At 65.8% G+C, this 17,637-nt stretch carries 15 protein-coding genes; 4 read left to right on the plus strand and 11 right to left on the minus strand.

Annotation, left to right across the window (positions count from 1 at the left end; translation table 11 throughout):
- Positions 1-485: 485 nt before the first annotated feature.
- The gene (locus tag JWQ89_RS06435) at positions 486-758 is read right to left on the minus strand and encodes a DUF2312 domain-containing protein (protein ID WP_299639417.1); all 273 of its coding nucleotides are present in this window, start codon (positions 756-758) and stop codon (positions 486-488) included.
- Positions 759-960: 202 nt separating this feature from the next.
- Here JWQ89_RS06435 and JWQ89_RS06440 point away from each other — a divergent pair, with 202 nt between their 5' ends.
- The 3 genes from JWQ89_RS06440 to JWQ89_RS06450 all read left to right on the plus strand — a co-directional run bounded on the left by JWQ89_RS06440 (position 961) and on the right by JWQ89_RS06450 (position 4,592).
- Complete coding sequence (locus tag JWQ89_RS06440; RefSeq protein WP_299639418.1) at positions 961-1,602, plus strand: DUF1036 domain-containing protein; 642 nt, start codon at positions 961-963, stop codon at positions 1,600-1,602.
- On the plus strand, positions 1,599-3,035 hold the full coding sequence (gene pyk / locus JWQ89_RS06445) for a pyruvate kinase (RefSeq protein WP_299639419.1): 1,437 nt from the start codon (positions 1,599-1,601) through the stop codon (positions 3,033-3,035). Before JWQ89_RS06440 ends, pyk begins: the two co-directional genes overlap by 4 nt.
- A gap of 168 nt (positions 3,036-3,203) precedes the next feature.
- On the plus strand, positions 3,204-4,592 hold the full coding sequence (locus JWQ89_RS06450; RefSeq protein ID WP_299639421.1) for a M20/M25/M40 family metallo-hydrolase: 1,389 nt from the start codon (positions 3,204-3,206) through the stop codon (positions 4,590-4,592).
- Here the strand turns inward: JWQ89_RS06450 and JWQ89_RS06455 are convergent.
- Positions 4,589-5,011, minus strand: a complete 423-nt coding sequence (locus JWQ89_RS06455) for a hypothetical protein (protein ID WP_299639422.1) — start codon at positions 5,009-5,011, stop codon at positions 4,589-4,591. The two genes, JWQ89_RS06450 and JWQ89_RS06455, sit on opposite strands and share 4 nt — an antisense overlap.
- A gap of 129 nt (positions 5,012-5,140) precedes the next feature.
- A complete protein-coding gene (ykgO, locus tag JWQ89_RS06460) occupies positions 5,141-5,266 on the minus strand; it encodes a type B 50S ribosomal protein L36 (RefSeq protein ID WP_055046235.1) in 126 nt (41 codons plus the stop codon).
- A gap of 156 nt (positions 5,267-5,422) precedes the next feature.
- Between ykgO and JWQ89_RS06465 the strand changes: the two genes are divergently transcribed.
- Positions 5,423-5,923 (plus strand): response regulator, encoded by a 501-nt coding sequence (locus tag JWQ89_RS06465; RefSeq protein WP_299639424.1) that lies wholly within the window; start codon positions 5,423-5,425, stop codon positions 5,921-5,923.
- Here JWQ89_RS06465 and JWQ89_RS06470 read toward each other — a convergent pair.
- The 8 genes from JWQ89_RS06470 to JWQ89_RS06505 form a co-directional block, all read right to left on the minus strand.
- Complete coding sequence (locus tag JWQ89_RS06470) at positions 5,907-6,914, minus strand: oligopeptide/dipeptide ABC transporter ATP-binding protein (RefSeq protein ID WP_299639427.1); 1,008 nt, start codon at positions 6,912-6,914, stop codon at positions 5,907-5,909. The genes JWQ89_RS06465 and JWQ89_RS06470 overlap by 17 nt on opposite strands.
- Positions 6,914-7,897: an ABC transporter ATP-binding protein gene (locus tag JWQ89_RS06475; RefSeq protein ID WP_299639429.1), complete on the minus strand. Its 984-nt coding sequence runs from the start codon at positions 7,895-7,897 to the stop codon at positions 6,914-6,916. Before JWQ89_RS06475 ends, JWQ89_RS06470 begins: the two co-directional genes overlap by 1 nt.
- Before the next feature lie 4 nt (positions 7,898-7,901).
- Positions 7,902-8,819, minus strand: coding sequence for an ABC transporter permease subunit (locus JWQ89_RS06480; RefSeq protein WP_299639430.1), 918 nt, complete (start codon positions 8,817-8,819; stop codon positions 7,902-7,904).
- Complete coding sequence (locus JWQ89_RS06485) at positions 8,819-9,742, minus strand: ABC transporter permease subunit (protein ID WP_299639431.1); 924 nt, start codon at positions 9,740-9,742, stop codon at positions 8,819-8,821. Before JWQ89_RS06485 ends, JWQ89_RS06480 begins: the two co-directional genes overlap by 1 nt.
- A gap of 102 nt (positions 9,743-9,844) precedes the next feature.
- On the minus strand, positions 9,845-11,401 hold the full coding sequence (locus JWQ89_RS06490; RefSeq protein WP_299639448.1) for a peptide ABC transporter substrate-binding protein: 1,557 nt from the start codon (positions 11,399-11,401) through the stop codon (positions 9,845-9,847).
- 258 nt (positions 11,402-11,659) lie between these two features.
- Entirely contained in the window at positions 11,660-12,943 is a 1,284-nt protein-coding gene (locus JWQ89_RS06495) for an acetyl-CoA C-acetyltransferase (RefSeq protein ID WP_366143973.1), read from the minus strand.
- A complete protein-coding gene (locus JWQ89_RS06500) occupies positions 12,943-14,913 on the minus strand; it encodes a 3-hydroxyacyl-CoA dehydrogenase NAD-binding domain-containing protein (protein ID WP_299639432.1) in 1,971 nt (656 codons plus the stop codon). The genes JWQ89_RS06495 and JWQ89_RS06500 overlap by 1 nt, the downstream gene beginning before the upstream one ends.
- 25 nt (positions 14,914-14,938) lie before the next feature.
- On the minus strand, positions 14,939-17,425 hold the full coding sequence (locus tag JWQ89_RS06505) for an acyl-CoA dehydrogenase (protein WP_299639433.1): 2,487 nt from the start codon (positions 17,423-17,425) through the stop codon (positions 14,939-14,941).
- Positions 17,426-17,637 lie beyond the last annotated feature (212 nt).

Consider the following 17,637-nt stretch of genomic DNA (forward strand, 5'->3'; position numbering starts at 1 on the left):
CAAAGGGGTCCGGCCCGCCCGCCTCCACCCGCTGCCCTTGCCCGGCAGCTTTCGCTCCTCGGCGGGATCGGCAAGACCCCACCCCGCGTGCATAGCGGCTTCCCCGCGCTACCTGGGGCGACCGTCAGGGTTTCCGCCTGGGGTGATACGACTACCACCCCACCCGGTCTCCGCTGCGCCAACCACTCGTCATGACCTCGCTTCAGGTGCAGCGGATGGGGGGAGAATACGACGGGTGGAGAGCGCGGGGATAAGAGGGGGAAGAATATTTCTGAGGGGGCTCGGGTTACGTGCTGGACGGAGGCGGAGGGCCCCCTCCCGGCCTCCCCCATGAAGGGGGAGGTGCAGAGTCGAGGTTGTGGCTCGATCGTGCCAGACACACCGGCGGGCACCCTCCCCATTGTGGGGAGGGATGGGGAGGGGCCGTCTGCTTCGGTTCTTTTACCTGGCGCCGCGAGGCTTTGGACCCCTCCGGTCCGCCTGCCCTACTCGTCGTCGCTCGGCGCCGCCGCCATGCCCAGTGCGGTCAGGTAGAGCTCCAGCAGCGCTTCCTGTTCCATGCGCTCGGCGTGGTCTTGCTTGCGAATCGAGATGATTTTGCGCAGCACCTTGGTGTCGAACCCGTTGCCCTTGGCCTCGGCGTACACTTCCTTGATGTCGCCGGCGATCGCGGCCTTCTCTTCCTCGAGCCGTTCGATGCGCTCGATGAAGGCTTTGATCTGGTCCTGGGCGACGCTATCGGGGGAGACGGTGGCCATAGTCGAATTCCTCTTCGTTTCGGACCCCGTTCAACCCGTTCGCCGCCCACGGTTCAAGCCTATTCGGCGTCAATCCACACCGCTCGCCGGGCGGTTCGCAATTCCGCCAAATGCCTCGTTTAGCGGTTGACAGCGACGAGGGCGCTGCGCACAACACCTCGCGCGCTGCAAACGATTTCAGGCACCCAATCCGGACAATCCATTGCGCTACATCCTGGCCATCGCTGGTGTGCTCGCCGCCGCGTTCATCGCTATCACCATCTGGGTCTTCCTGCCGCGCGCCGACACCCCGCTGAGCCCCGCTGCCGCACAGGCGCAGCAGGCGCCGGCGGCCGAGGCCCCGGTCACGGGCGCCGGCGCCGGCGCCGGCGAAGGGAGCCTGCGCGTCTGCAACGAAACCGCCAACAAGGTCTCGATCGCCTTCGGCTATCGCGCCGAGAAGGGCTGGCAATCTGAAGGCTGGTGGGTGGCCGAGCCGACCAATTGCGTCACCGTCTATCGCGGCGACCTCGAGGCGCGCCGCTACTACTATCTCTATGCCGCTGATGACGTCAGCGGCGGCGCCTGGGACGGCAACGTCTTCATGTGCACGCGCGACGAGACCTTCACCATCTTCGGGGTTGAGGATTGCCTGGCGCGCGGCTACGAACGGACCGGGTTTTTCGAGGTCGATACGCATAATCGCAGCGACTGGACGCTGCAGTTGACCGATGGGGAGGTGGTCAGCACAGAGACGGACGCCCCCGCTGAGGCGGTGCCGCTCGAAGGCGACTTGCCCAATGACAATGGTGCCCAGGCACCCGCCGATAACACTCCCCTTGATGAAGGTGCACCACTCGAATGAGACGCATGAGACGCGTGAAGATCGTCGCCACATTGGGCCCGGCGTCCAACGACGAAGCGACGATCGAGAAGCTGGCGCGTGCCGGCGCGGATGTTTTCCGCATCAACATGAGCCATGCCAGCCACGAAGTGTTGAAGCAGACCGTCGGCTTCATCCGCAATGTCGAGACCCGTCTGCACCACCCGCTCGGCATCCTCGTCGACCTGCAGGGCCCGAAACTGCGCGTCGGCCGCTTCGCCGAAGGCGCGGTGCAGCTGACGAGCGGCGCCCGGTTCATCCTCGACAGCTCCGATACCCCCGGCACCGTCGAGCGCGTGTACCTGCCGCACCCGGAAATCCTCGAATCCGTCTCGGTGGGCGATCGCCTGCTGCTCGATGACGGCAAGCTCCAGCTCAAGGCCACCAAGGTCGGCGGCGGGCAGGTCGAGACCGAGGTGGTCTATGGCGGCAAGCTCAGCGACAAGAAGGGCGTGAGCCTGCCCGATACGCTGCTGCCGATGGGCGCGCTGACCGAAAAGGACCACGCGGACCTGCTGAAGGGGCTCGAGGCCGAGGCCGACTGGATCGCCGTGAGCTTCGTCCAGCGCCCCGAGGACATCATCGACATCAGGAAGATCGTCCAGGGCCGGGCCGGGGTGATGGCCAAGATCGAAAAGCCGCAGGCGGTGGAGCGGCTCGAGGAGATCATCAAGCTCTGCGACGCCTTCATGGTGGCGCGCGGCGACCTCGGCGTCGAGATGCCGCTCGAGCAGGTGCCGGGACTGCAGAAGCGCATGATCCGCATCGCCCGCCGCTACGGTAAGCCGGTGGTGGTGGCGACGCAGATGCTCGAGTCGATGATTACCTCGCCGGTGCCGACCCGCGCCGAAGTCTCGGACGTGTCGATCGCGGTGTTCGAAGGCGCCGACGCGGTGATGCTGTCGGCAGAAAGCGCTTCGGGCATGTATCCGGTCGAAGCCGTGACCATGATGAACAAGGTGGCGGTGGCGGTCGAGAACGACATCAACTATCGCGGCATCATCCGTGCCCAGTCGGCCGAGCCCGAGGCGACCGCCGCCGACGCGATCTCCGCGGCGACCCGGCAGGTGGCCGAGACGCTCGACCTGGCGGCGATCGTCACCTACACCTCGTCGGGCTCGACCGCCATCCGCGCGGCGCGCGAGCGGCCTAGCAAGCCGATCCTGGCACTGTCGCCGAACCTGCGCACGGTGCGCCGGTTGTCGGTGGTGTGGGGCATCCATTGCGTCGAATCGCCCGATGCGGTGAGCCTCGAGGACATGGTCGATCGCGCCTGCGTCATCGCCTACCAGGAGGGGCTGGCGCGGCCGGGCGACCGGATCGCGATCACGGCGGGAATTCCGCTGGGGACGCCGGGAGCGACGAACATGCTGCGGATTGCCTTTGTGCGGCAGGATGGGGCGGGGTCGTCCTAAGCTTCGGAGCGTGGGCCACCCCCACCCTTGATCCCTCCCCACAAGGGGGAGTGAGACGACTGAAAGGTCGGCGGCTAAAAGACTGTCGGCCCCTGCGCCTCCCTCCCCCTTGTGGGGAGGGAACGAGGGTGGGGGTGGCCCAGAACTCGAACCAACGGATCAACCACGATGTCCCCTGCCCTCGAAGCCGCGCTTGCCCATGCCGATGCTCATCTCGACGAGAGCGTCGAGCGGCTGAAGACGCTCGTGGCGATCAAGTCGATCTCGACCGACAAGGCCTATGCCGGCGACGTGCGGCAGGCGGCGGAGTGGCTGGTGCGGGACCTCGAGGCGCTGGGCTTCGATGCCTCGGTGCGCGCGACGCCCGGGCATCCGATGGTGGTGGCGCACGATCGGGCGGCTGACGGCCCGCACGTGCTGTTCTACGCGCACTACGACGTGCAGCCGGTCGATCCGCTCAACCTGTGGCACACCGATCCGTTCACCGCGACGCTGGTAAACGACGACAAGGGCGAGACGCGAATCGTGGGGCGCGGCACCTCGGACGACAAGGGGCAGCTCCTGACCTTCGTCGAGGCCTGCCGGGCGTGGAAGGCGGTCAATGGGCTGCTGCCGCTCAAGGTGACGCTGTTCTTCGAGGGCGAGGAAGAGAGCGGCAGCAAGAGCCTGCCGGGGTTTCTAGACGCTAACCGCGAGGAACTGGGCGCTGCGGATATCGCATTGGTCTGCGATACGGACCTGTGGAACGCTGAGACACCCTCGATCGTCACCAGCCTCCGCGGGCTGGTGGGAGAGGAGATCGAGATCACCTGCGCCAGCCATGACCTCCATTCAGGCATGTTCGGCAACGCCGCGCGCAACCCGATCCAGGTGCTGGCCGATGTCATCGCCTCGCTGCGCAACCCGGATGGCAGCGTCGCCATCGAGGGGTTCTACGACGACGTCAGGGAACTGCCGGCGGATATCGCGGCGCAGTGGAAGCGCCTGCCCTATGACGAGGCGGCGTTCCTGAGGGGCGCCGGACTGACGACGCCGGCCGGCGAAACGGGCCGCTCGGTGCTCGAGCAGACCCGCGCACGGCCGACCTGCGAGATCAATGGTATCATCGGCGGCTATACCGGCGACGGCTTCAAGACGGTGATCCCGGCCAAGGCCAGCGCCAAGATCTCGTTCCGGCTGGTGTCGGAGATGGACCCGAAGAAGATCCGCGCGGCGTTCCGGAAGCACGTCACGGACCGGCTGCCGCCCGATGCGACGGTGACGTTCAGCGAGCACGGGGGTTCCCCGGCAATGTCTGTGCCGACCGATGGTCCGTTCGTGAAGCAGGCCGCAGCGGCGCTGAAGGACGAGTGGGGGAACGAGGCGGCATTGATCGGCTCGGGCGGCTCGATCCCGGTGGCGGGGGAGTTCAAGCGTGTGCTTGGGCTCGATACGCTGCTGATCGGCTTCGCGCTCGACGACGACCGCATCCACTCGCCCAACGAGAAGTACGATCTGCGCAGCTTCCACAAGGGCATACGCTCGTGGCTGCGGATCATCGCGGCGTTTGCGGCTTAGGACTCGGCGTTTGTATCGGGCTCCGGATCGGCTTCGAGCAGGATCTTCAGCTTGTCGAAGTAGTGCTCGATGAGGACGATCTCGGACGCGAAATGGACGTCGGAGACCCCAGGTTTCTGGCGCCAGAGGGCCGTAAGTTCGGCGGCATCGCCGTTCGCCGTGACACGCACCGGCGTCGGCGCCTGCAACGGCCCGCCCTCTTGGAATGTAGAAAAGTCGAGCACGCCGTAGATGTTCGGTTCGGTGAAGCGAATCACCGTGTGGCGGCGTTGATCCACCAGCCAGTCCAGTCCACCGATATATTGGATATCGACATCTGCAACTGGTCCCCAGGAAGGGAAATTCAGCGGATCGACAAGAAAACCGTAGACCTGGTCGAACGACTGCTCGATTAGCACGCTAACCGATTGCGAGTGCATAGTGGCGCCTCTCTGCATCCACTGAGGATGCGCCGGCCACTACTATAACTCATCCGTTGCCGTCTTGGTTGCCCAAATGCAAAAGGCCCGCTTTCGCGGGCCATTAAGTTCGCAGGTGGGAGCGAAAGCTCAGCCCTGGCGGGCCTTGTAGCGCTTGTCCACCTTGTTGATGATGTACACGCGGCCGCGGCGGCGCACGAGCTTGTTGGCGCGATGGCGACCCATCAAGGCCTTGAGCGAATTGGTGACTTTCATTCCAAACCTCGGAACCGAAACAAAAAGAGGCGCCGCGCGCCCTTCGAATTGGGGCTGTGCTTAAGGGCAAAACCCCCTGCTGTCAACGCCGACGCGCCGGTTTTCCGGCGTCCCGGGGTTAACCGGGCGGCAACGGGCCGATGCGACACTGCAAGGATGCAGAAACCCGGCTTTTCCAGGCTTGACGTGCTGGTTGTCGATCCGTCGGCGCACATGGCGGCGCTGATCGGGCAGATGCTGCGGCACCTCAAGGTGCGGCTGGTCGAGGAGGCGGTGAACTCGGATGGGGCAGCACTGCTGCTGCAATCCCACCGCTTCGGCGCCATCATGATGAACGACGTCTTAATGCCGATGAACGGCATCGCGCTGGTCCGCGCCTTGCGGGCGGCCTCCGGGGGGCTCAATCGCGATACGCCGGTGATCATGATGTCGTCCAATCCCGACGCCGGCGAGATTGCCGAGGCGCGCGATGCCGGGATCACCGAGTTCCTGCGCAAGCCGTTCGCCGCTGCCGATATCGAAAAGCGGCTGGCGTCGATCCTCGCGGCGCCCCGCCCGTTCATCGAGGCCGACGCCTATGCCGGCCCCGACCGGCGGCGGAGGCAGCTCGAGCACAAGGGCGGCGAGCGCCGCGCCGGCGTCAAGCGCCAGGCTTGAGGTCGAGCTCCTGCCAGCGGATGCAGGCGACGAGACGTTCCCCGGGCAAATTCTCGAGCGGCGGGCGGACTTCGGCGCAGCGCAGTTGGGCGTAGCGACAGCGCGTCCGGAAGGTGCAGCCGGACGGCTGGTTGATCGGCGAGGGGATTTCGCCCACCAGCCCGTCGATGGTCCGTTGCCGCGCCCGCTTGGGATCGGGGATCGGCACGGCGGTCAGGAGCGCCCGGGTGTAGGGGTGCCGAGGGTCGCCGTAGATGTCGTCACCATCCGCCAGCTCGACGACGCGGCCGAGATAGAGCACGAGGATGCGGTCCGAGACGTGCCGCACCACCGAGAGGTTGTGCGAGATGAAGATCAGCGTCAGCCCGAACTGGTCCTTGAGATCGCTGAGGAGGTTGAGGATCTGCGCCTGGATCGACACATCGAGCGCGGAGACCGGCTCGTCGCAGACGATCAGCTTGGGCTCACTGATCAGCGCCCGGGCAATGCCGATGCGCTGCGCCTGCCCGCCGGAGAACTCGTGCGGGTAGCGGTTGATCATCTCGGGAAGGAGCCCGACGGCCTCCATGGTCTTCAGCACGCGCTCGCGCCGGCCCCTGGCGTCGATCTCGGGCATCAGGGTGCGGAGCGGATCAGCGATGATCTCGCCCACGGTCATGCGCGGATTGAGCGAAGCCAGCGGGTCCTGGAAGATGATCTGCAGATCGCGGCGTTTCTTCCGCATCTCTTCGGCGGGGAGCTTGCTGATGTCCTGCCCGAGCCAGAGGACCCTGCCCTCGTCGGGCGTCAGCAATTGCAGGATGCAGCGGCCGAGCGTGGACTTGCCGCAGCCGCTCTCGCCGACAATGCCCAGCGTTTCGCCGCGCTTCACCGTGAAGTTGATGTCCTGCAGCGCGCGCAGCTGCAACGGCTTGGCGAACAGCCCCGCCGAGATGGAGAAGCTCTTCGAGAGGTTCTCGATCCTGAGAAGGTCCTCGGTGCGATCGAGCATCACGCGACCTCCCCGTATTTGAGTTCGCCCTGATACCAGCAGGCCTTTTCGCGCACCGCTTCGACCGGCAGCAGCGGGGGCCGTTCCTCGAAGCACCGCTCGAAGCGGAAGGCGCAGCGCGGGTGGAAGGCGCAGCCGCGCGGCAGGTGCTCGAGGCTGGGCGGCAGGCCCTGGATGGGATCGAGGCGCCTGGCGCGCTTGGCGACGTGCGGGGTCGAATGCAGCAGCCCCAGCGTGTAGGGGTGGCGCGGATCGTAGAACAGCGTGTCGGTCGGCCCCTTTTCGACGCAACGGCCGCCATACATCACCATCATCCGGTCGGCGATGCCCGCGACGACGCCGAGATCGTGGGTGATCAGCACCATGGCGGTGCCGAAATCGTGGGTCAGCGTCTTGAACAGGTCGAGCATCTGCGCCTGCACGGTGACGTCGAGCGCCGTGGTCGGCTCGTCGGCAATGAGGATCTTGGGCCGGCAGAGCAGCGCCATGGCGATCATCACGCGCTGCCGCATGCCGCCCGAGAGCTCATGCGGATAGGCGTTGGCGCGCTTGACCGGTTCGGGAATGCCGACCCGCTCGAGCATCTCGACCACCGCCCGATTGGCCTTCTCGTTGTCGTAGCCCTGGTGCCGCACCAGCACCTCGGCGAGTTGCGTCTTCACCTTGAGGGTGGGGTTCAGCGAGGTCATCGGATCCTGGAAGATCATCGCGATGTCCTTGCCACGGTAGCGGTCGAGCTCGTTGGGCGGCAGGCCGATGAGGTTGACGTCGCCCATCATGGCGCGGCCCGAAGCTTTGCCGTTCCTCGCCAGCAGTCCCATGATCGACAGGAACGCCTGGCTCTTGCCCGAGCCGCTTTCGCCCACCACAGCGAGGGTCTCGCCCTGGGCGAGGCTGAAATCGAGATCGGATACCGCCTTAACTTCGGAGTCGTGGAGGGCGAAGGTGACGTCGAGATCGTCGACGACGAGGACATCGGTCATTGTCTTATCGGTCCTTGGGGTCGAGCGCGTCGCGGAGGCCGTCGCCCAGATAGGAGAAGCAGAGCAGCATGGTGACGAGGATCGCGGCCGGGGTGTAGAGCATCCACGGCAGCGCTTCGGCGACCGGGGCACCGAACGAGATTAGCGTGCCGAGCGAAGTCTGCGGTTCCTGCACGCCGAGCCCGAGGTAGCTCAGGAAACTCTCGGTAATGATGATCTCGGGGATGGTGAGCGTCGCGTAGATCACCACCGGGCCCGTGAGGTTGGGCACGATGTGGCGGAAGATGATGGTGAAGGGCCGCGCCCCGCCGGCCTTCGCCGCCTCGATGAACTCGCGCTGCTTGATCGACAGCGTCTGTCCACGCACGATCCGCGCCATGGTCAGCCATTCGAGGCAGCCGATGCCGACGAACAGCAGGACCGGCGAGCGTCCGAAGATGACGACGAGGATGATGACGAAGAGGATGTAGGGCAGCGCGTACATGATATCAACGAAGCGCATCATCACCGCGTCGATCCGGCCGCCGAAATAGCCGGCGATGGCGCCGTAGATGATCCCGATCACCACCGAGACGCCGGTGGCGACGGCGGCGACGAGGAGCGACATCTGCGTGCCCTGGAGCGTGCGCGCCAGCATGTCGCGGCCGTTCTGGTCGGTGCCGAAATAGTGGCCCTTGGCCCAGTCGGGGGGCTTCCGAATGCCGGCCCAGTCGATCTTGTCGTAGGCCCAGGGCAGAAGGTACGGGCCGATATAGGCGAACAGCACGATCGCCGTGAGGACGAAGATCGAGAGCAGCGCGGCCTTGTTGTTGAACAGCCGCCGCAACGCGTCCTGCGTCAGCGAGCGCCCCTTGGGCGCCTGGGCCGCGAGCGCATCGGCATAGGCGGTGAGGGCGGCGTCCTTACCAGTTATCCCGGCCATCAGCGGTACCTCACCTTGGGATCGAGCCAAGCGTAGAGGACATCGACGATGAGGTTCAGCGCCAGGATGATGAAAACGTAGAGAATGGTGGTGCCGAGCACGAGGCCGTAGTCGCGGTTGAGCGCCGCGGTGATGAAGTACTTGCCGATGCCGGGCAGCGCGAACACCTGTTCAACCACCAGCGAGCCGGTGAGGAGGTAGGAGAGGCCCGGCCCGAGATAGGACACGACCGGCAGCAGCGCCGGTTTCAGCGCGTGACGGGCAAGGATCAGCCGCGTGCCGAGCCCCTTGGAGCGGGCCGTACGCACATAGTTGGTGCCCAGCACCTCGATCATCGAGCCGCGCACCAGCCGGGCGACGCGCCCGCCATGCGGCAGCGCCAGGATGAAGATCGGCAGCACCAAGTGGATGAGAGAGCCGGGGTGATAGCCCCCTACCGGCAGCCAGTGGAGATAGACCCCGAAGAACAGCTGCACGAGGTTTGCCATCAGGAAGTTGGGGATGATGATGCCGACGAGGACGATCGCCACCAGCAGGTAATCCGGCCACTTGTTCTGGTTCACCGCGGCGACCGCGCCGGCGAGCATGCCGCCGATGGTGCCGACGACGAAGGCCGAGAAGCCGAGCATCAGCGTGAAAGGCAGCCCGATGCTGATGAGCCGCGACACCGAGAAATCTTCCATCACCATGGATGGGCCGAAATCGCCGCGCAGCACGCCGCCCAGATAGATCAGGTACTGGGTGAGCAGCGGTTGATCGAGATTGTAGTGCGCCCTGAGGTTCTTCATCACGTCGGGCGGCAGCGCGCGCTCGCCGTCGAACGGCCCGCCCGGCGCCAGCCGGAGAATGAAGAAGCAGACGGTGATCGTGATCAGGACGATCGGGATAGCCGTCAGCACGCGCCTGAGCGCATATCCGAACATGTTGTGTGAACCCTTCCCGCCAGCCCGCGGGTCAACGCCGTGTGCCGGCGGCAATGCAGAAAGGGGACCGCGGGCGGATGCCCGCGGCCCCGGTTGAGCCGGTTACTCCGACTTCGACATCCAGCGGATACGATTGATATCCTTGGCGTTGTCCTCAAAGCCCGTGATCTTGGGCGAGACGACGTTCTTGGACACGTACCAGTAGATCGGGATGGCAGCGAACTGGTCCATCGCGAGGGCCTCGGCCTGGTGCATCAGCCCTGAGCGCTTGACCAGGTCCAGCTCCTTGGAGGCCTGGTCCATCAGGCTGTCATACTCCGGATTGGAGTAGCGGCCGTAGTTGTTGCCCCAGTTCATCACGCCGTCCTGCGTGGTGCCCGTCCTGAGCAGGTCGAGCGTGTTGCTGGCGTCGGAATAGTCGAGCAGCCAGCCGGCGCGGCCGACATTGAAGTCGCCGGCGCGCAGGGCATCGTAGTGCACGGCGGTTTCGGCGTTGAACAGTTCGACCTGGACGCCGATCTGCTTCCACATGTCGGAGATCGCCACCGCGATGCGCTGATGGTTCTCGTTGGTGTTGTAGCGCAGCTGGAGCTTGAGCGGGTTCTCCGGGGTATAGCCGGCTTCCGCCATCAGCTTCTTGGCCTCCTCGACGCGCTGGTCGTAGGGCATTTCGGCCCAATCGGGCGCGTAAGGCGTGCCTTCGTAGTTGGCGGTGCCGGCGGGGACCCAGCCATAGGCGGGGAGTTCGCCGGTGCCGAGCACGTCCGGCCCGATCACGTCGCGCAGCACCGAGATCGACAGCGCCTTGCGGATATTCACGTTGTCCAGCGGGGGCTTGGACTGGTTCAGCACGTAGTAGTAGATGCCGAGGAACGGCGCCACGTGGGCCTGGCCGGGGTAGTTGTCCTGCAGGAACTTGTACTGGTCAGCCGGGAAGTCGGTGAGGATGTCGAGTTCGCCGGCGCGATAGCGGCTGAGGGCGGCGGTGAGATCCTCAGTGTTGTCCCAGCGGACCTCGTCGATCTTCAGGCTGTCCTTGCCGTAATAGGTGTCGGACTTGACGCCGCGGAGGTACGAGCCGGGCACCCACTCGACGAGCTTGTAGGGGCCGTTGCCGACGATGTTCTCGGGCTGCGTCCACTGGTCGCCGAACTTGTCGATGATGTCCTTGCGGATCGGATAGGCGGTATAGTGGGTGAGCGCCTGGAGGAAGAACGGGGTCGAGGCTTCCAGCGTAATCTCGAGCGTCTTGTCGTCGATGGCCTTGACGCCGAGCTGGCTGAAATCGGTGATCTCGCCCGAGCCGATCTTGGACGAGTTCTTGATCGGATACTGCAGGTAGGCGTATTCGGCGGCGGTCTTGGGGTCGAACAGGCGGGTGAACGCATCGACCCAGTTCTGCGCCGTCACCGGCACGCCGTCGGACCAGTTCGCATCGGCGCGGATCTTGAAGGTGTAGACGAGACCGTCGTCCGAAATGGTCCATGACTCGGCCTGGCCGGCAATCGCGTCGGCATGCGTGTCTTCGGCCATCAGGCCTTCGTAGAGCTCGCCGATAATCCGGTTCTCCCAGTCACCGGAGGCCTTGTGCGGGTCGAGCGAGCCGGGCTCGCTGCCATTGCCGAGGTTAAGCGTCACGGCCTGCGCCGCGCTCCCCATGAACAGCGCTAACGCGCCGGCGGCCGCGACCGCTTTCAGGACCTGTGTTATTTTCATTCTTGTCCCATCTCCTTGAAAAAGACGTTTCCTGACGGGCATGACGGTTAGTATCCCATGCCTCAAATTAGCCCGAGTGGTCGAAACCGCCGGATTGGGTACGGACCCTAGGGCATCAAGTTTTCGCTGACAAGCGGGACATGACGTATGCGTCAAGTGTTTTGCGCGGTGGGGAAAATGTGAGCGGATTGAGGATATTGATCACACCGCGCGCTCGACCAGCGCGGCGACGCCCATGCCTCCGGCGGTGCAGACGGAGATCAGGGCGCGCTGCTTTTCGCTGGTCTGGAGGAGCTTGGCGGTAAGGCCGAGGATGCGGGCGCCGGTGGCGGCGAAGGGGTGGCCGTAGGCGAGGCTCGAGCCCTTGGTGTTGATCTTGTCGGGATCGATCTCGCCGAGCGGCGTCTCGCGGCCGAGGGTGTCGCGATTGTAGTCCTGGTCGCGCCAGGCCTTCAGCGTGCAGAGCACCTGGGCGGCGAAGGCCTCGTGGATTTCGAAGAAGTCGATATCGGCGAAGCTCAGGTTGGAGCGGCGGAGCATTTCCGAAACTGCGATGGTGGGCGCCATGAGGAGGCCCTCGCCATGGGCGAAATCGTTGGCGGCGACCTGACCGAGAGTCAGGTACGCGAGGACCGGGAGGCCGCGGGCCTTGGCCCAGTCCTCGCTGGCGAGGAGGACCGAGGCGGCGCCGTCGGTGAGCGGGGTGGAGTTGGCGGCGGTGAGCGTGCCCTTGCCCGAGGTCTTGTCGAAGGCGGGCTTCATCGCCGCCATCTTCTCGAGGCTGGTGTCGGCGCGGACATTGTTGTCCTTGAGGACGCCGGCGAAGGGGACGACGAGATCGTCGTGGAAGCCTTCGTCATAGGCGCGGGCGGCGTTCTGGTGGCTCCTGAGCGCCAGCGCGTCCTGGTCCTCGCGGGAGATCTGCCACTGGCGGGCCATCAGCTCGCAATGCTGGCCCATCGAGAGGCCGGTACGCGGCTCCTGCGTCGAGGGGGCGACGGGGGCGAGTTCGCCGAGGTTGAAGCCCTTGAAGGCCTTGAACTTCTCGCCGGTGGTGCGGGCGCGGCTGAGAGCGATGGCGCGGTGCTGGAACTTGTCGCCGAAGACCACCGGGCTGTCGGAGACGGTGTCGGAGCCGGCCGCGATGCCGCTGTCGATCTCACCGATGGCGATCTTGGCGCCGAGGCTGAGGGCGGCCTGCAGCGAGGTGCCGCAGGCGATCTGCACGTTGGTCCCCGGGGTGCGGGGGGAGAGGCCGGCATCGAGACTGGCTTCGCGGGCGAGGTTGAAATCGCGGCTGTGGCTGAGCACGGCGCCGGCCATGACTTCGCCGATCGCCTCGCCCTTGAGGTTGTATTTGTCGATGAGGCCGCCGAGCGCCGCGCCGAGCATCGAGAGGTTCCCCTCCTCCGCATAGCCCGTATAGGCGCGTGCGAAGGGGATGCGGGCCGAGCCCACGATGGCGACCTTGCGTAGTTCGGCCATCAGGCTCTCCCGTCCTTGCGGGCCTGCATCGGCCCCCCGAGGAACGGCGCGAAACCGGTCCCGTAGATGACGCCAATATCGGCAAGATCGTCCGAGGCGACGACGCCTTCGCCGACGACGACGACCGTGGCATCGACCAGCGGCTGCACCAGCTCGCGACCGAGGCCGGCGAGGTCTTCATGCGGTGGCGCCTCGGCTTTCACCGCCTTGCCGTTGGTCCAGGTGTAGAAGCCCTGCCCGGTCTTGCGGCCCAGCTTCTTCTCGGCGACGAGTTTTGCAAACTGGCCGTCGGTGGGGACGGTGTTGCCGAGTTCCTCGGCGACCGACTTGCCGACATCGAGGCCGACGGTGTCCATCAGCTCGATGGGCCCCATCGGCATGCCGAAGGCAACCGCCGCGGCGTCGATCTGTTCCTTGTTGGCGCCCGCTTCGACCCGCTGCACGGCGCCCAGCATGTAGGGCATCAGCACGCGGTTGACGAGGAAGCCGGGGGCCGACTTCACCACCACTGGCGACTTGCCGATGGCGAGCGCGAAGCTGGCGCCGCGGGCGATCTCCTCGTCGGAGTTGAAGGTCGACCGGATCACTTCGACCAGCGGCAGCTGCGCCACCGGGTTGAAGAAATGCAGCCCGATCAGCCGGCCGGGATTGGCGAGCCCCTCGGCGATGCGCTCGAGCTCGATCGAGGAGGTGTTGGTGGCGAGGATCGCCTCCGGTTTCACCTTGAGCTCGGCGTCGGCGAAGATCTTCCGCTTGATCTCGAGGTTCTCGACCACGGCCTCGATCACCACGTCGGCGCGGGCGAGGCCCTTGCCGGTGACGTCGGCCTCGAGCCGGGCGACGGCATTGTCGATCTCGGTCTTCGAACGCAGGCGCTTCTTGAACAACGCCTTGGCGCGGTCGAGCGCCGGCTTGATGCGCTCCATGTCGAGATCCTGCAGCGTCACGCCCAGCCCGCGCAGCGCGCACCAGGCGGCTATATCGCCGCCCATGACGCCGGCGCCGATGACGTGGACGCGCCGGAACACGGGCTTCTTCGCACCGCGCACGCCCTGCTTCTTGAGGCCCTCGGAGAGAAAGAACACGCGGCGGAGATTTTTCGAGGTCGGAGAATCCATCAACGGCACGAAGCGGGCGATCTCGCCCTGCTTCATGGCGCGCCAGTCATTGCCGTGCTCCTCGAACAGGTCGATCAGCGAATACGGCGCCGGATAGTGCTCGGGGCGAGCCTTCTTCCTTGCCTCCTCGCGCATCTTGTTGGCGACGTAGCCGCGAAGCGGGCCGATGGCCATGGCGCGCTTGCTGAACGGCGCGACGCTGCTCTTCCTATTCTGCAGCACGGCCTTCCTGCCTTCCCACCGCAGCGTGTCGCGATGGCGGACCAGCTTGTCGACCAGCCCCATGCGGCGGGCCTGGCTGGCGCGCAGCAGCTTGCCGGTGAGCATGATCTGCATGGCATCGACCGGACCCGCCTGCCGGACCGAACGGCCGGAGCCCCCGAAGCCGGGGAAGATGCCGAGATTGACTTCGGGAAAGCCGATGCGGGTCTTGTCGTCGTTCACGGCGATCCGGTACTGGCAGGCGAGCGCCAGCTCGAGCCCGCCGCCGAGGCAGAAGCCATGGATGCCGGCAACCACTGGCACCTTCAGCGCCTCGATCCGATCGACCAGCGCGTGGGCGCGTTCGAGCGCGGCGTTGAGCACGCCGGGATCGCTCATCTCATCGAATTCGGTGACGTCGGCGCCGGCGATGAAGCCAGAGTCCTTGCCTGAGAGCAGGACCACGCCCTTGAGTTCGCCCGCCTGCACCAGCTCTTCGAGCCGGGTGACGATAGCGCTGAGCTCGGTGATGGTTTCGCGACTGAGGGTGTTCACCGAAGCGTCGGGCACGTCGATGGTCAGCCAGCCGATCCCCTCGAAATCGAGGTCGAACGTCCAGCTGCGGCTCGGGGGCATCTGTGGTTGGGCCATTTCAGGCTCCTCGTTGTCGCTGGGGTTATTCGGCGGCCGCGTCGACGGCCGGCTCGCGCCGAACCTGCTTGGAACCCAGTTCGTCGAAATCGAAATCGTCGACCTTGATCACCCGGTCGCTCGCCTGGTCGGCGAGCCGCAGCGTCGCCGCTTCCGCTTCGGTGAGGACGCCAGCCTCCACCGCGTCGGTGATGGTATCGCGATCAAGCCGGCGCTCGATCGTCCCCTTCTTGATGGCGCGGATGAACTTGGTCTCGATCTCGACTGCGCCGGTGACCTTGATCAGCCCGTCTTCGAGCACACCGGTGACATCCTTGGGGTCCATCGACACATAGGTTCCCTTGGTGAGCCGGTCGCGGAAGGCGCCGGGCTGCATGACGGCACGCGCCAGCCGATAGGTCTCGCGGTCCGAGGCGGGCTTGGCGTGCCGCCCCAACGGAAACACTAGAACCCGCATCAGGTTCCTGAGCACGACATTCGGGAAGTTGGCGAAGACCGCGGCAAAGCTCTGTTCGAGCGAGTAGATCAGGTCGCGAGCCACTGCGTCGACGATCGGCCGGTCCTCCTGGATCCGACCGTCGTCCTCATAGCGCTTGAGGATCGCGGAGAGGAGATAGAGATCGGAGAGGATGTCGGCCATACGGCCGGAGAGGCGCTGCTTGCGCTTGAGGTCGCCGCCGAGGAAGGCCACGGTCCAGTCGCCGCAGAGCGCGAAGCTTTGGGTGTAGCGGCTGAGCTGCCGGTACCAGTGGCCCATCTCGTGATCGACCGGGGTCGAGGCGCAGGCGCCGAAGCTGACGGCATGGAGGAAGCTGCCCGCCATGTTACGCAGCATGAAGCCGACATGGCCGCAGAAGGCGGTGTCGAAAGCGGCGATGCCGGCCTTCCTGTCCTTGTTCTGCGCGGCGGAAATCTCGGCATAGAGATAGGGATGGGCGCGGAGCGCGCCCTGGGCGAAGGTGATCAGCGTGCGGGTGAGGATGTTGGCGCCCTCGACGGTGATCGCCACCGGCGTCGTCGCATAGCCGCCGAACAGGTAGTTCGACGGCCCATCCTGCACGGCGCGGCCGCCATGGATGTCCATGGCGTCGTTGATCCGGTCGCGCATCGCCTCGGTAGTGCGGTACTTGAGCAGGGCCGACAGCACTGAGGGACGCTGGCCTTCGTCGACCATCGAGGCGGTCAGCGCGCGGGAGGCCTCGAATGTGTACGCCGACCGCACCATGCGGCTCAGCGGCTCGGCGACGCCTTCCATCAGCCCGACCGGAATACCGAACTGCCGGCGGATGCGGGCATAGGCCGAGGTGACGCGGAGGGCCTGCTTGATCGACACGGTGCCGATGGCGGGTAGCGAGATGGCGCGGCCGGTGGCGAGGCACTCCATCAGCATGCGCCAGCCCTGCCCCGCATACTCGATACCGCCGATGAGGAAATCCATGGGCACGAAGACGTTGCGGCCCTGGGTGGGGCCGTTCATGAAGGCCGAGCGCGCCGGATAGTGCCGGCGGCCGATCTTCACGCCCTTGTACTTGGCCGGCACCAGCGCCAGCGTGATGCCGACATTGTCGACTTCGCCGATCAGATGATCCGGATCGTGGAGATGGAAGGCGAGGCCGAGCAGCGTCGCGACGGGGGCGAGCGTGATGTAGCGCTTGTCCCAGCTGAGCTTGACGCCTAGCGTTTTCTTGCCCTCGTACATGTCGTAGCAGACGACCCCGACATCGCGCATGCCCGCGGCATCGGAGCCGGCATGCGGCCCGGTGAGCGCAAAGCACGGCACTTCGAGGCCCTTGGCGAGGCGGCTCAGGTATTTCTTCTTCTGCTCGGGGGTGCCGTATTTCTCGAGCAGCTCGCCCGGCCCGAGCGAGTTGGGCACCATGACGGTGATACCGGCAGCGATCGAGCGGCTGGCGATCTTCGACACCACCTGGCTCTGCGCCTGTGCCGAGAAGCCGAGCCCGCCATGCTCGCGGCCGATCAGCATGCCGAGAAAGCCCTGATCCTTAAGGTACTGCCAGACGGCGGGCGGCATGTCGGCGCGGTTGTTGCGCGTGTCCCACTCGTCGATCATGGCGCAGACTGTTTCGCACGGCCCGTCGAGGAAAGCCCGCTCCTCGGTGCTCAGCGTCGGCTTGCGGATGCCCAGCAGCTTCTGCCAGTTCGGGCGGCCGGAGAACAGTTCTGCATCCCAGCCGACGGTGCCGGCATCGAGCGCTTCCTGCTCGGTGCGGCTAACGCGCGGCAGGATGGATTTGACCAGGCCATAGGCCGGGCCGGTGAGGACGAGCTTTCGCACCTGGGGGATGGCCAGAAGGCCAAGGATGACGGCCGGCAGCAGCGCCAGCACCCAGCCGAGCGTGTCGGTCATCAGCCACAGGCTGCCGTTGTCTGTCGAGATGCGGGTCAGCGCCCCAATGATTAGCGCGGCCACCGCCCATTGCCACAGCGGCGCCCGGCGCATCGCCAGCACGGCGAGCACGATGATGGACAGGATCAGAAGCGCCCAGGCCATGCATGTTCTCCTCGACCAGACCGGTCGCGGCGCCCGCCGGGAAGGGAGACGACACCCGCTCCCGGTGACTCCGCCCACGGAGTCTATGTCCGGGCCGGTACCATCGCCAGTAAATAGCGATGGTTGACGTATACGTCAACGGGTGGACCCGCGCCTCGCGGTGAGGCAACCCGACCGAAGCACCCCGTGTGTCGATGGATTGCCGCCGGGTA

Source organism: Devosia sp. (genome assembly GCF_028290645.1).
GTDB lineage: Bacteria > Pseudomonadota > Alphaproteobacteria > Rhizobiales > Devosiaceae > Devosia_A.